Below are 14,615 nucleotides of genomic sequence, written 5' to 3'. Positions count from 1 at the left end.
GGATGGCGCTGAAATCGCTGGCCTTGGCGGAGGTGAATTCGCGGCCGACGACTTTCAGCCCCGCCACGCCCGCCGCGACGCCCGGGGCGGATACGACGGCGCCGCGCGGCCCGTCGCCGGCCGCGCGCCTGCTCGGCTGGCTGCTGCGCCGGCCCCGCGCCTGACCACGGCGCGGCGTCAGAAAGCGCCATCCCCGCCCGATTTCCGGGCCGTAATCTAGCCGTGTCGCCTACCCACCGCCGCTTCCGCGGGGCGCGGCCCGGCGATATCCGCCACCCGTGTGGCATCCAACGACCCGCGAGGGTTGACCTTAACTGGAGCAAAAAATGGCTGAAATTATTGACATGGCATCGCAATTCAAAGGACTGCCGATGGGCGACCTGATCGGCGGCCCGCTGACGGCGGCGTGCGACGCGCAAGTGAAACTGGCGAGCGCCACCGCCAACTTCATCAAGACCGTCGGCTTCCTGCCGCCGACCGAGAAGGATCCGGGCGGCGTCGGCGAGACCCGCCTGGCCCACTTCGCCTTCACCCGGCCGGTGGCCGATCCGAACGACGCCAGCAAGACGGTGGAGGAATCGGTATCGCTCGACGTGCCGCTGCTGGCGATCGTCAAGATCCCGAGCCTGTCGATCACCAAGGTCGACATCACCTTCGACATGGAGGTCAAGTCCTCGTTCTGCTCCAAGGAGTCGACCGACGCCAAGGCGGCCTTCTCGGCCGACGCCAAATTCAGCGCCGGCCCGTTCAGCGTGAATGTGCACCTGGAGGGCTCGGTCGCCAGCCACAAGGAAAACACGCGCAGCTCGGACAACTCGGCCAAGTACCACGTGCAGGTGCTGGCCGAGGACGGCGGCATGCCCGAGGGCCTGGCGCGCGTGCTCGACATCCTGCAGACGTCGATCCAGCCGCGCGTGGTGCCGGCCGCCGCGCCCAAGGCGGCCTGACGCCGCGCTAGCCGCGTAACGCGTAACGCGTCACCGCCGGTCCCGTGCACGGAGCCGGCGGCGGCGCCTCCCGACGATCCAACCAGGAGACCCCATGACCCCCATCACCGACCCACAATTGCGCGCCATCCTCGCCTGCGCCGCCGACGACGCCCGCCCCGGCCTCTGGCGCGACGCCCTGAACGCGGCCATGCGCGACTGCGACATCACCAGCACCGCGCGCCAGGCGGCCTTCCTGGCCCAGGTGCTGCACGAATCGGGCGAGCTGCGCCACCTCGAGGAAGCACTGAGCTACTCGCCGGCGCGCCTGCGCCAGGTCTGGCCGCGCCGCTTTCCCAGCGACGAACTGGCGACGGCCTACGGCCACGCCCCCGAACGGCTGGCCAACTACATCTACGCCGACCGGCTGGGCAACGGCGACGAGGCCAGCGGCGACGGCTGGCGCTACCGCGGCCGCGGCCTGATCCAGCTGACCGGGCGCGACAACTACGCCGCGCTGGCGCGCGCCCTGCCGATCGACGCGCTGGCCGATCCGGCGCTGCTGCTGCAGCCGGCCGGCGCGGCGCTGTCGGCCGGCTGGTTCTGGCGCTCGCACGGGCTCAACGAGCTGGCCGACCGCACCGCCGACGCCGACGCCGACGCCGACGCCGACACCCATTTCGCCGAAATCACGCGGCGCGTCAACGGCGGCCTCAACGGCCTGGCCGAGCGCCGCGCCTACTGGCTGCGCGCCCGGCACGCACTGGGCGCGTAGCTCCCCACCCACCCTTTTGATTCTTCCATCGACTTCACAACCGACAAGGTGCATATCATGAGCAACTACGACAAGGTTCAATTCATTTCCTGGGAACTGTACACCGGTCCCTTCCGCGTGGCCACGCGCCCGGGTACCGGCTGGTACGCCGGCCTGCTCAATCCGGCCCTCGACAAGCGCCTGGACGCGCTCGGCCAGTGCTGGGACATCGAGGCGCGCATCGCCTTCACCGCCGACGCCATCGCCCAGGCGAAAAAGAAAAGCGACGACAGCAAATCGACGCTGAAGGTGTTCATGGCGCCGGAATTCCTGTATCGCGGCGCCGGCGGCGCCTACCTGCACGACCTGATCAACGGCTGGGCCGCGCACGCGCCGGCCGAGCTGGCCTTGCCGGCGCCGTACGCCGGCCGCTGGGACGGCCTGTTCGGCGGCCTGCGCGCGCTCGTCGCCAAGCCCGGCTTCGAGGACTGGGTGTTCGTGTTCGGCACCGCGCTGAGCGCCTCGTTCCCGACCGCCAAGGCCGCCAACGGCAAATACCTGCTCGATCCGGCCGCCATGGGCGAGATTTACAACAGCGCGCTGATCCAGCGCGGCGGCGCGGCCAACGGCGATAGCAACTACGTCTCGCGCAAGCACTACATCTCGCCGATCGACTTCGTCAACCGGCTGGGCGCGGCGATCCAGCACGCCCCCGGCAACGTGCTGCCGTTCGATCCGCGCGCGGTGATTCCGGCCGACATCCTCGGGGTCCCCGAGGGCGGCGCGGTGTTCGGCCTGCCCGGCATCAACGACGCCAACGGCAAGCCGATCGACTTCGGCATCGAGATCTGCCTCGACCACGCGCAAAGCGGCAACAACGCCAATCTGTTCGGCCGCATCCGCACCGCCGGCCAGTACGTCAAGCTGCAGCTGGTGCCGTCAGGGGGCCTGAACCTGATCGACGCCTCGATCCGGCTGCAGCCGGGCGGCGCGGCGACGCCCCGCTCGTACGCGTTCAACTGCGACGGCCTCAACGGGCTGGCCGGCGCGGCGGGCGGTTGCCACACCCAGGTGTGGAACGGCGCCAACGGCGTCAGCCCGGTTCCGGCGGCGAACAAGCTGGTCGAGGCCAGCGGCGGGCAGGCGCTGGCCGGCACCACCGTGCTGGACGTCGCCAACAACGTCGTGACACCCCACGGTCCGGTGGCGGCCGACATGCTGTGGAACCGCGGCGACGCGGGGGCGCGGGGCGCCGGCAAGGTGCGCGTGCTCGGTGCGCTCAATCTGTAGGAAACACCGAGCCGGCGCCGGCATGCTCTAGCGCCACGGCCCGGCCCCGGCTCATTCGGTCAGCTCGATGCTGGTGCGCAGGCGGATGTCGTCCGAGCCCGCGCCCACCATCAGCTCGAAGCGGCCCGGTTCGGCCACCCATTGCAGCTTGCGGTTGAAAAACGCCAGGCTGTCGCGGTTGAGCGTGAAGCTGACCTCTTGCCGCTGGCCCGGCGCCAGCGCGACCTTCTGGAAGTCCTTGAGCTCTTGCAGCGGTCGCACGGTGGAGGCCACCGGGTCGCGCAGATAGAGCTGCACGATCTCGGTGCCGGCCACGGCGCCGGTGTTGGCCAGCGTGAACGTCAGCGTGATCTTGCCGTCGGCCTTCATCGCGTTCCGGCTCACCTTCATGTCGCGGTAGGCGAACGTGGTGTAGCTCAGGCCATGGCCGAAGGCGTAGCGCGGAGTGTTCGGCATGTCGATGTAGCCGGACTTGTAGAGCACGTCGCGCGGATCGGTCACCGGACGGCCGGTCTGGTATTGCTGGTACGTGATCGGTATCTGCCCCTGGTGGCGCGGGAAGGTCATCGGCAACCGGGCCGACGGATTGACGGCGCCGAACAGCACGTCGGCGATCGCGTGGCCGCCCTCGCTGCCCGGCAGCCACGCGTACAGGATGGCCTTGGCCTGCTCGGCCACGTTCTCGAAGATCAGCGGGCGGCCGGCCAGGATCACCACCACCGGCGTCTTGCCGGCCGCCTTCAGCGCGGCGAACAGCTGGCCCTGGCGGCCGGGCAGGCCGATGTCGGCGCGCGATTTGGCCTCGCCGCTCATCTTCCACGACTCGCCGACGGCCAGCACCACAACATCCGCTTCGCGCGCCGCCGCCACGGCCGCCGCGAAGCCGTCATCGCTCGCGCAGGCGATGTCGCAGCCGGCGGCGAAGCTCACGCGCGTGCCCGGTCCGGCCTGGGCGCGGATCGCGTCGACCAGGTTGACCACGCGCTCTGCGCTGGACTTGACGATCCAGTCGCCCTCCAGGTCGCGGCGGGCGTCGCCGAGGGGGCCGATGACGGCGATCGATTTGACGCCGCGTTTGATCGGCAGCGCGCCGCCCTCGTTCTTGAGCAGCACGATGGACTTGGCGGCGGTCGCGCGCGCGGCGGCGCGGTGCGCGGGATCGTTGACGGCCTGCTTTTCGCGCTGCACGTCGGAGAAGCGGTAAGGGTCGTCGAACAGGCCGAGCTCGAATTTCTTGGTCAGCACGCGCCGTACGGCATCATCCACCAGCTTGACGTCGACCTTGCCGGCGCCGACCAGTTGCGCCAGCGACGAGTTATAAGCGTTGCTCTCCATGTCCATGTCGCTGCCGGCGGCGATGGCCTTGGCCGCCGCGTCGGACAGGTCGCTGGCGTAGCCGTGCGGGACCATCTCGCCGATCGAGTTCCAATCGCTGACGACAAAGCCCTTGAAGCCCCACGCGCCCTTGAGGATGTCGCGCTGCAGGAAGGCGCTGCCGGTGGCCGGCACGCCGTTGAGCGTATTGAACGAATTCATGAACGTGGCAGCGCCGGCGTCGAGCGCCGCCTTGAACGGCGGCAGGTAGGTCTCGTACAGCAATTGGTCGCTCATGTCGACGGCGTTGTAATCGCGCCCGGCGATGGCGGCGCCGTAGGCGGCGAAGTGCTTGGCGGTGGCCATCACCGAACTGGTGCCGCCCAGTTTGGCGCCCTGGAAGCCGCGCACGCGCGCCTCGGCGATGCGGCTGCCGAGGAAGGCGTCCTCGCCGGCGCCCTCCATCACCCTGCCCCAGCGCGGATCGCGGCCGATGTCGACCATCGGCGCGAAGGTCCAGTGGATGCCGGAGGCCGACGCCTCGCGCGCGGCGATGCGCGCCGACTGCTCGATGGCCTCCAGGTCCCACGACGCCGCCTCGCCGAGCGGGACCGGGAAGATGGTCTCGTAGCCGTGGATGACGTCGAGCCCGAACAGCAGCGGGATCTTCAGGCGCGACTGCATGGCGATGGCCTGCACCGCGCGCGTGTCGGCCGCGCCCTTGACGTTGAGCATGGAGCCGACCTTGCCGGCGCGCAGATCGCTCTCGAGGTTGCGGCGCAGTTCGGATTCCGGACCGGTGATGAATTCCTTGTCCGATATCTGGTTCAGTTGGCCGATCTTCTCTTCCAGGGTCATCTGGCGCAGCAGCGCCTCGACCCGCGCCGGGATGGGCGCGGCGTCGGCCGCCCAGGCCCCGTTGGCGATCAATGCGAGCAGCGCTGTTGCCGCCGAGCGTGCGATCAAGTGTCGTGTCATGCGTGTCTCCGTGCTATCAGTCAAGTAATGAACGAAAAAGTTACGCAAATATACACGTAAATACGAAGCCGGCTAAGCGGTTTCCTGTTGAATAGGAAACGATTCCATCCTGGCCGCCCCCAGGCCGTCCCCGCGTATGTGTTTATAATCAGCCCAAGCCCACACGACCCGATCCGATGAACGCCCCTGCCCGCCCAGCCGTCCATACCGCCGATTCCGACCGCTTCGTGCGCAGCCACCTGAAAATGCGGCACCTGATCCTGCTGGTGGAACTGGGCCGGCACGCATCGATCGTCACGGCGGCCAAGGCGGCCCGCCTGACGCAGCCGGCGGCCTCGCGCCTGATCAGCGACCTCGAACACGTGCTGGGGGTGCAGCTGTTCGAGCGCACGGCGCGCGGCGTAGTGCCGACCTGGTCCGGAAAAATGCTGATACGCCGGGCCGGCGTGGCCCTGGCCGAGATGGACGCGGCCCACCTGGAGATTTCGCAGCTGCTCGGCGGGCTGGGCGGCAAGGTCGAAATCGGCAGCGTGCTGACCCCGGCGGCCGACGTGCTGGCCCGGGCGATCAAGCTGTTCAAGTCGCGGCTGGTCAACGTCAACGTGGTGGTCGACTTCAGCACCAGCAAATCGATGGTCGAGCGCCTGCTGGACGGCCAGCTCGACATCGTGCTGGGGCGGATACTGGACACCGCCTGCGTTCCCCTGCTCAATTTCGAGCCCATCGCCGACGAAGTCCACCACCTCATCGTGCGGCCGGGCCATCCGCTGGCCGGGCGCACCGATCTGCGGTTGGCCGAACTGGCGCAACAATCGTGGATCGTGCCGCCCACCGGCAGCATCCTGCGCGACCGGCTGACGGCGCTGTTTCTGTCCGAGGGCTTGAACCCGCCCACGGAAACGGTGGAGACCTTGGCCATCTCGCTGATCGTGTCGCTGCTGGGCACCACCGACATGGTAGTCGCGCTGCCGCTGGAACTGGTGCAGGCTTATCTCGACTCGGGCCAGCTGGCGCGCCTGCCCTTCGAGCTGGGCTTGAGCATGGACGTGTACGGCATCATCACGCGCAAGGGCCACGTGCTGTCGCCCGGCGCCGAAGCGCTGCTGCTGGCGCTGCGCGAAACCATCGCCGCCGACCCGGCGCTGGGCCGTGGCCGGGGCCGGGCCGGATAGTCAGACCACCAGATCCCTGAGCATCCGTTCCGTCAGCGCCACGCGCGGCGCGAACCGCGGCGAGGCCGCGTAGGCCGCCAGACTACGGCGCAGCTGGCGCGACACCGGATCGGCGCCGGCCGGCTCGCCCAGCTCGAATCCGCACACGATGAGGCGGCCGGCGCCGAGCGTGGCCTCGATGACCAGGCCGAGCGAGCGCCCGGTATGCCAGTCGTCGATGACGCGCACGATCGGCGCCAACGCGCGCGGCAGCCCGTCGAGACGCAGCGGCGCCGCGCGATGCACCACGTGCCACCACTGCCAGTTGGTATGCGCATCGGTGGGAAACTCCGCCAGCGCGGCATGGCCCGGATCGCAATGGATGCCGAGGGTGGTCGGCCCCTGCCCCTCGGTCCACAGCGTATTCCAGAAGATCGTGGAAAAGCCGAACTTGACCGGATGGCGGTCGAAATTGCGGACCGTTTTTGGAGGCAGCCCCAGCAGCACAGTGTCGCCGCGCGCCAGCAGCGGCAAGGCGGCGGCGACGCTGTCGACCACGGCGACCGGCGCCTCGGTCACCGGTGCCTCCGGATACACCCAAACCTCCCAGTCGTTTTCAGCCGGCGCGGCCAGTTCGGCGCTGCGCAGGCCGCACACCAGCTTGCACCGGGCGGCGCGTTCGACGCGGCCGAGCGCGACTTCGATGGCGCCCAGTGGAACCCCGGTGCCGAACGCCACCCCGGCCACCTGGAACTCGCCCTGTTCGAGCACGCGCCGGTCCGATTCCAGGCGCCAGTAGACGGTGGCCGCGCCCAGCGCCCGCGCGCCGCCATGCGCCGCGTCCAGCTGCGCGCGCAAGGTCTCCCCGCTGCCGAACACCCGTTTCGGCAGCCGCGCCAGCATCACGGTGGGGCCGCAGAAACGGCTGAACTCGGCCGCGCCGACGTAGCCCTTTTCGCGCCAGAACGGATTGAGCACACCGACCAGCGCCGTGCCCTGGCCGGGGAAGTCATGCAGGTCCAGCAACTGGAAGCCGCCCATGCCGGGCGTCCTCAGGGTCGACTCGATCTCCTCCTTGTACAGCAAGGTCTGCAACCTGCCCGACGCGTGCAGGAAGGCCGGCGCCAGCTCCAGCAGCCCGCTGTCGGCCAGCCGGTCCTCGAAAATATCGAAGTTCCGCGGTTTCAGATAGCCGGTGTATTGCGACCGCTCCTTGAGGTCCGGATAGACGCACCATTGCCCGATTTCGTGACTGACCACCGGTACCTTGCGCGCGCCGACGAACTCGCGGTAGTCGACCATGGTGGCGGGCGCGCGGGCGTTGACGCGCGACTTCAGCTCCTCGCCCCACTGCTGGATACGCGGCTGCTGCAGGATGTGGTAGTCGTTCTCGGCCAGCTCCGGCCAGCCGGCGCCGGAGGTCCACAGCCGGCGCGGGTCGAGCCGCGCGAAATGGCGCACGAACTCGGCCAGGTAGACGGTGTGGTTCTTGCCGCCTGGTTCATTCCCCTGGGGCATGAGCATGAAGCTGGGATGGTTGCCGTACGCCTTCAAGACGCGGGCCGCCTCCGCCATCGACCAGGCGTCGACCGGCTTGCCGTCGCCGATCGTGGTCGAGCCGTTCGGCCAGCACAGCTCGATCTGGTAGTAGAACCCGAACTCGTCGGCCGCGTCGAACGCGGCCTTGGGCGGGCAATAGGAATGGAAGCGCAGGTGGTTCAGGCCGAACGAGCGGGCGATGGCGAGGATGCGCCGCCATTCCTCGATCCCGGTCGGCGGATGGCCGGTGAGCGGGAAAATGCAGCATTCGAGCGTGCCGCGCAGAAACAACGGACGCCCGTTGAGCACGAACTGCGTGCCGGCGGTCCCGAGCTCGCGAAAGCCGAAGCGCACGTCGACCGCCGGGCCGCCGTCCAGCTTGGCCGTGACCACATGCAGCGTGGGCGAAAACTCATCCCACAGCCCGGCGTCGGCCGGATACCGCACCACCGTCTCGAAGGTGCCGCCGCGCTCCTGCCAGGTGACCGGAATCCGCTGCACCGCGCCAGCGCCCGAGACCTCGACCCGGCCCGTCCCCTCGCGGCCGGAGGCGTTGCCGATCACGCCTTTGAGGGTAACCTGCCGGGTGCGGATGTCCGGATAGGCCTGCAGGTCGTCGATCCATACCGGCAAGCGCCCCGACAGTTCGATCTTGCCGACGATGCCGTTCCAGTTGCCCTGGGTATGATCGCTGACGCCATGCGCGTCCGATCCGATATCGACCACCAGCCGGTTGTCGACGCGTACCGTCAGCAGGTGCTTGCCCGGGCTGAGCCGGCCGAGGTCGTAGGCATGCGGCGTGTGCAGGCTGTCGTCGCGGCCGACGTAGCGGCCGTCGATCCACACCCGCGTCTCCCAATGCGGCCGCTCCAGCGAGACGACGGCGTGCCGGCCGGCCCAGCCGCGCGGAATGACGATCTCGCGCTGGAACCACGCCGCTCCGACATAGTGCGTCTCGGGCTGCAGGAAAAACGGCACCTTGACTTTGCCCGGCGCGCGGTAGGCCGCATATTCCGGGTCGTTGAAGAACTGCCTGTTGAAAAGCTTGGCCGTCCATGGCGTATCGACCGTGATGGCGTCGCCCACCGCGCCCGCCGGCAGCGCCCCCCGCGCCGGCACCGGCGCGGCCAGCGGCTTGCGGAACCAGCCCCGGACGATGCCCAGGTCATCCCGGTCCAGGCTGACGGCCCAGTCGCCGTCGATGCGCGCCGCCTCCGCGCCACCCGGCGCGGCTCCGACGGCTGCCGGAACCACGGCCATCAACGCGCCGCCGGACAAGGTTTTCAAGAAACGACGGCGCCCGGCCCGATCAAACTTTGTTTTGCTAATTAACATTCAGCATCCTCATATCCGACGACGGCGACGGCCATCCGCGCTGAAAAATATTATAAAAGGGAAAATTCAACCCTCCGCCATGCAAAAGCGACATGGCTCGCGATCAATTTGATCTAGGTCGGAACGGCGGATACCGGTAAAATATCGGGATGACAAGCCCGCCATCCATCCGCCCCGCCATTCTGCTGGCCTGCGCCCTTGCCGCCGCCGGGCCGGCCGCCGCCGCCGATGGGGCGCCGCCGCAGTCCTATACGCCCGACTATTTCACGCAGTTTCAGGCGACGACGGCGATGGACATGGCGACCCGCCTGCCCGGCTTCGTCTTCGATGGCGGCAATCCGTCGCGCGGCGTGGCCGGCAATGTGCTGATCAACGGCAAGCGCCCGGCGTCCAAGACCGAAGCGCTCGGCGACGTGCTGGGACGGATTCCGGCGGCGGCGGTCGAACGCATCGAGGTGATCAACGGCGGCGCGGGCGGCATCGACATGCAGGGCTACCCGACGGTCGCCAATCTGGTGCTCAAGCAAATGGACCTGGTGTCGGCCAGCACCACGGCGTCGAGTTATCTGACGGCCGACGGCGACCTGACGCCCTCGCTGGAAGGCAATTACAGCTTGAAACGCGGCGACAGGAGCATCAACGTCACGCTCGGCTGGACGCGTTCGCCCGACAGCTCGCAGGGCCAGGGCCGCAAAACCACGGTGTACGCCGGCCAGGTGCCGACCGCCGAGGTGACGATGGCCGGCGCCGGCATGTCGGGCAACAAGATGGCGAAATGGAACTACGGGCAGGACCTGCTCGACGGCCAATTGACCTGGAACGGCGCGGTCAATCCCTGGACCTACCAGTCGCAGGCCCGCTTCGACACCGAGACGGGCGCCCTGAACAGCAACGACAACGCCGGACGCACGATCGAACAGGGCCTGGCCTACACGCGCGACCTGGCGCCCGGCACCAGTCTGGACCTCAAGGCGCTGTATCGCGCCTCCGAGGTGGACGCCGAGTCGACATTCTCCTCCAGCGGCCACACCTCTTACGCGGTCACGGCCGCCAACGCCACCGAGCAGATCCTCGGCGCGCAGCTGAGTTGGCAGGCGCTGAACGGTGTCGTGCTGCGCGGCGGCGTCGAGCGGGCCGTCAACACCAACGACAGCGCCAACAGCTACCAGGCCAACGCCGGCGCCGCCGCCGTGGCCACCGGCAGCGCCTGGGTACAGGAAGAGCGTGTCGAGGGCCAGCTGTCGTCGGCCTGGCAGCTCGACAATTCGCTCAGCGCCGAAGCCGGGCTGAAAATCTCGCACGCCAGCTTGAGCGTGGGCGCCGACCAGCCCGAGGGCAAAGCCCGCTTCTACCCCAAGCCGCGACTGCGGCTGTCGATGTCGCCGACGCCGTCGCTGCAGCTGCGCCTGCGCCTGGAACGCGAGGTCAGCCAGCTCAACTTTGGCGACGCGGCGGCGTACTTCGGCATCGCCGACGAGACGCTGCGGGCCGAGTACCCCGAGCTGGTGCCGGCCAAGACCTGGCTGTGCGAAGGCGCGCTGGAATACCGTTTCTGGGACCGGGGCGCGGCCGTGCTGAGCTACACGCAATCGCACATCAGCGACGTCATCGACCGCATGCCGATGCGCGCGGCGAACGCCACCTACGACGCCGCCGGCAACATCGGCGACGCCAGCGCCGACAGCGTCACCGGCATGCTGAACCTGCCGACCGACGACTGGGCCCTGCCGCAGGGACTGCTCAAGCTGTCGACCACGTGGCGCTCCTCGTCGGTCACCGACCCAACCACGCAGGAAACGCGCCGGCTGTCCGGCGAGCAGCCGCTGGCGTGGCGCATCGAATTCTCGCAGGATTTGCCGAGGCAGCGCACCGCCTGGGGCTTCTCGGTCGACAACGGCTGGAGCAACGACAGCTGGCAGATCGCCGACCGCGCCACCAGCAGCGGCAGCGGCTGGGCGCGCGCCTTCATCAACTACCGGCCGGCGTCGAACGTCATGGTGACCTTGGAACTGAACAACCTCACCAGCCGGACCATCAGCTACGACCGCACGCACTACACGGGCGACCGGCTGGCCGGCGGCGTCGACTTCGTCGAACACAACCTCACCCGCACGCAGCCTTTCGCGATGCTGCGCGTGCGCCGCGACTGGTAAGCGAAACCCCGCCGGGGGTCAGTGCCGACATTCGGACACGACCTCGTCCACAAAGCCAGCGGTACGTATGAGTCCGTGTCCGAATGTCGGCACTGACCCTCATCGTTGCGCTAAAAATCCGACTGATATCAATTTCACTATCGGAGACGTCAAATTTGGAATTGGTATCGATCGGAGTACTCTGCTAGCGTCCACCCCTATCCTGGCCTTTACAAGAGCCTGACCATCCACAGATTTGGGGAGACAAATGAAAAAAACTACCGCGCTGCCGGCAGTGATGCTGCTCGCCGCTCTCGTCGCAAACACCAGCGCCGCCGCGACACCGCCCGCCGGCCTCGACGCCAACGGACACATGCTGCCGCTCGCGGCCGCGCCCTCGTCGGCGTTTTCGTATGCCGTCATCGAGCACGGTGTGCAGATCCGCGTCGGCGGCGTCACCAAGAACGTGATCTTCTACGGCCCGGCGACGGTCCGCGTCAACACCACGCTGGCCGGGAATTTCTGGCGCCATCCCAGCATCGTCGTCACCGGCAAGCCGGCCGCCATCGCCTTCAAGACGCGCGACGGCGCCGACACCCTGACCCTGGAAAGCAAACTGCTGCACATCGTCATCGATAAATCGAGCGGTGCCCTCACCTTCCAGGACGCCAAAGGCAAGGTCTACACGCGCGAAAGCCAGGCCGCGCCGCAGACCCTGAAAAAAATCGAGATCGCCGGCGCGCCGACCTACGAAGCCAAGAACACCTTCACGCTCAAGCCCGATGAAGGCATCTATGGCCTGGGCTTCGTCGGCCAGGGCGAACTCAATCGCCGCAACAAGGATTTGCTGCTGGTGCAGACGAACGTCGGCATCGTGATCCCGGTCATGATGTCGTCGGAGCGCTACGGCATCCTGTGGGACACCTACTCGAAGATGCGCTTCAAGGACACGCCCGCTGGCGCCTCGCTGTGGGCGGAAAGCGCGCCGGGCGGCGTCGACTACTACTTCATGGGCGGCGGCACGCTGGACGAAGTCGTCGCGAGCTACCGCGACCTGACCGGCGCGGCGCCGATGTACGCGAAACAGGCCTTCGGGCTGTTCATGAGCAAGGAGCGCTACGAGACGCAGGCCCGCCTGCTGGAAGTGGCGCAAACCTTCCGCAAGGAGCAGTTCCCGCTCGACTACATCGTGCAGGACTGGCAGTACTGGGGCAGCGACAAGGACGGCACCTGGAGCGGCATGATCTGGAATCCCGAACGCTTCCCCGATCCGAAGGCCATGACCAAGGCCATCCACGACATGCACCTCAAACTGATGGTATCGATCTGGCCGTCGATCGGCAACGACACGGCGCTGGCCAAGGAACTCGACCAGAAGGGCCTGCGCTTCGAACCGCTGCACTGGATTTCCAAGAAGGCGCGCATCTACGACGCCTTCAGCCCCGAGGGGCGCAAAATCTACTTCAAGCACGTCAAGAAGGGCCTGCTCGACGTCGGCGTCGACGCGCTGTGGATGGATGGCACGGAAGTGGAAGTCGGCACCGCCGTCCACGACGCCGGGGAAACCGAACGCGACATCAAGGGCCTCGGCAACAACGCCTTGGGCGATTTCACCCGCTACCTCAATCCCTACTCGCTGATGACCACCCTGGGCACGTACGAGGGACAGCGGGCCACCAGCAACCAGCGCGCCATGACCTTGACGCGCTCGGCCTGGGCCGGCGCGCAAAGGACCGCAGCCACCTCCTGGTCCGGCGACACGCGGGCCAGCTGGAAAACGTTACAGGAACAGATCAACGGCGGCGTCAACGTCACCATCACCGGCAACCCGTACTGGACCCAGGACACCGGCGGCTTCTTCGTCAGCGGTTTCCCGGGCGGCGAAAAGAACGCCTCGTACCGCGAGCTGTACGCCCGCTGGCTGCAGTACGCCGCCTTCAATCCGCTGATGCGCATCCACGGCACCGACATCGAGCGCGAACCCTATCTGTTCAAGCAGTCCGATCCGGAGATGTACAAGTCGCTGCGCGACGCCGTCCACCTGCGCTACCGGCTGCTGCCCTACATCTACAGCCTGAGCTGGAAGGTCACCCACGACGGCTACACGATGATGCGCGCGCTGCCGATGGACTTCCCGGATGACAAGGGCGTGCGCGACATCAACGACGCCTTCCAGTTCGGGCCGTCGTTCCTGGTCCATCCAGTCACGCGCCAGATGTATCGCTTCCAGCCACCGCCGCCGGCCACCATTCCAGCCAGCGCGCTGCGCACGGCCGACGGCAAGCCGGGACTGGCCGGACAGTACTTCGAGGGCACCGGCTTCGAGACACCGAAGGGTAAAACGCTGGACGCCACCATCGACTTCCAATGGCCGGGGCCGCCACTGGCGGACATTCCGGCCGGTCTCGCCAGCCTGGAGAACTTCTCCGCGCGCTGGAGCGGCGCCATCGTGGCGCCGGAGGATGGCGAGTACGAACTGGGCCTGGAAGGCGACGACGGCTTCCGCCTGTTCATCGACGGCAAAGTCGCCGCCGAGGACTGGAAAAACGGCGGCAAGCGCTACGCCGGCACCAAAGTCACGCTAAAACGGGGGCAAATCCTGCCGGTCAAGCTTGAGTATTTCCAGGGCACTAACGAACGCAACCTGCGGCTGGTGTGGCGCACGCCATCGCAACTGGCGGCCACGGCCAAAGATAGCGGCAAGCCTGACACGACGATGCAGACCTACCTGCCGGCCGGCACCGACTGGTACGACTTCTGGACGCACGAACGCTTTGCCGGCGGCAAGACGGTGGGCAAGGACGTGCCGCTCGACGTCTTCCCGCTGTACGTGCGCGCGGGGGCGATCGTGCCGATGGGGCCGGTGGTGCAATACGCGACCGAGCGGCCGGAGGCGCCGTACGAGGTCCGCGTCTATCCGGGCGCAGACGGAAAATTCACCGTCTACGAGGATGACAACGAAACCTACGACTACGAGAAAGGACGCTACGCGACCTATGACCTGACCTGGAACGACGCCAACAAGTCGCTCACCGTCAGCGCCCGCAAAGGCACCTATCCAGGCCTGGTCAAGACGCGCAAGCTCAATATCGTGCTGGTCGGCCCGAAGAACGCCACCGGGATCGAGCCAGCGGGCGCCTCCAAGTCGATCACCTACACCGGCAAGCCGGTGTCAGTGAAGTTCTAGCGCACACAG

8 protein-coding genes are annotated in these 14,615 nt (G+C 67.6%); 6 read left to right on the top strand and 2 right to left on the bottom strand.

Annotated features, from left to right (window positions below; translation table 11 throughout):
- The first annotated feature begins 326 nt into the window (after positions 1-326).
- The 3 genes from MRBLMU1_RS03670 (at position 327) to MRBLMU1_RS03660 (ending at position 2,970) form a co-directional block, all read left to right on the top strand.
- On the top strand, positions 327-947 hold the full coding sequence (locus MRBLMU1_RS03670; RefSeq protein ID WP_363497173.1) for a DUF2589 domain-containing protein: 621 nt from the start codon (positions 327-329) through the stop codon (positions 945-947).
- Positions 948-1,041: 94 nt separating this feature from the next.
- Complete coding sequence (locus tag MRBLMU1_RS03665) at positions 1,042-1,701, top strand: glycoside hydrolase family 19 protein (RefSeq protein WP_363497171.1); 660 nt, start codon at positions 1,042-1,044, stop codon at positions 1,699-1,701.
- A 57-nt stretch (positions 1,702-1,758) separates the two neighbouring features.
- On the top strand, positions 1,759-2,970 hold the full coding sequence (locus tag MRBLMU1_RS03660; protein ID WP_363497168.1) for a hypothetical protein: 1,212 nt from the start codon (positions 1,759-1,761) through the stop codon (positions 2,968-2,970).
- 51 nt (positions 2,971-3,021) lie between these two features.
- Here MRBLMU1_RS03660 and MRBLMU1_RS03655 read toward each other — a convergent pair whose 3' ends face one another.
- The gene (locus MRBLMU1_RS03655) at positions 3,022-5,262 is read right to left on the bottom strand and encodes a glycoside hydrolase family 3 N-terminal domain-containing protein (RefSeq protein WP_363497165.1); all 2,241 of its coding nucleotides are present in this window, start codon (positions 5,260-5,262) and stop codon (positions 3,022-3,024) included.
- A gap of 176 nt (positions 5,263-5,438) precedes the next feature.
- Here MRBLMU1_RS03655 and MRBLMU1_RS03650 point away from each other — a divergent pair, with 176 nt between their 5' ends.
- Positions 5,439-6,434, top strand: coding sequence for a LysR substrate-binding domain-containing protein (locus MRBLMU1_RS03650; protein WP_363497163.1), 996 nt, complete (start codon positions 5,439-5,441; stop codon positions 6,432-6,434).
- Here MRBLMU1_RS03650 and MRBLMU1_RS03645 read toward each other — a convergent pair whose 3' ends face one another.
- Positions 6,435-9,239 carry a sugar-binding domain-containing protein gene (locus MRBLMU1_RS03645; protein WP_363497160.1) on the bottom strand — a complete coding sequence of 935 codons (2,805 nt, stop codon included), beginning with the start codon at positions 9,237-9,239 and terminating at the stop codon, positions 6,435-6,437.
- 197 nt (positions 9,240-9,436) lie between these two features.
- On the opposite strand from MRBLMU1_RS03645, the gene MRBLMU1_RS03640 reads away from it, so the two are divergent.
- Positions 9,437-11,440 (top strand): TonB-dependent receptor plug domain-containing protein, encoded by a 2,004-nt coding sequence (locus tag MRBLMU1_RS03640; protein WP_363497157.1) that lies wholly within the window; start codon positions 9,437-9,439, stop codon positions 11,438-11,440.
- A gap of 247 nt (positions 11,441-11,687) precedes the next feature.
- Positions 11,688-14,606 carry a TIM-barrel domain-containing protein gene (locus MRBLMU1_RS03635; protein WP_363497154.1) on the top strand — a complete coding sequence of 973 codons (2,919 nt, stop codon included), beginning with the start codon at positions 11,688-11,690 and terminating at the stop codon, positions 14,604-14,606.
- The last annotated feature ends 9 nt before the right edge of the window (positions 14,607-14,615 follow it).

The organism is Burkholderia sp. LMU1-1-1.1, assembly GCF_040675865.1.
Lineage (GTDB): Bacteria > Pseudomonadota > Gammaproteobacteria > Burkholderiales > Burkholderiaceae_D > Rugamonas.
Note: the sequence above shows the minus strand (reverse complement) of the source record. Positions and strands in the feature narration are given on the sequence as shown.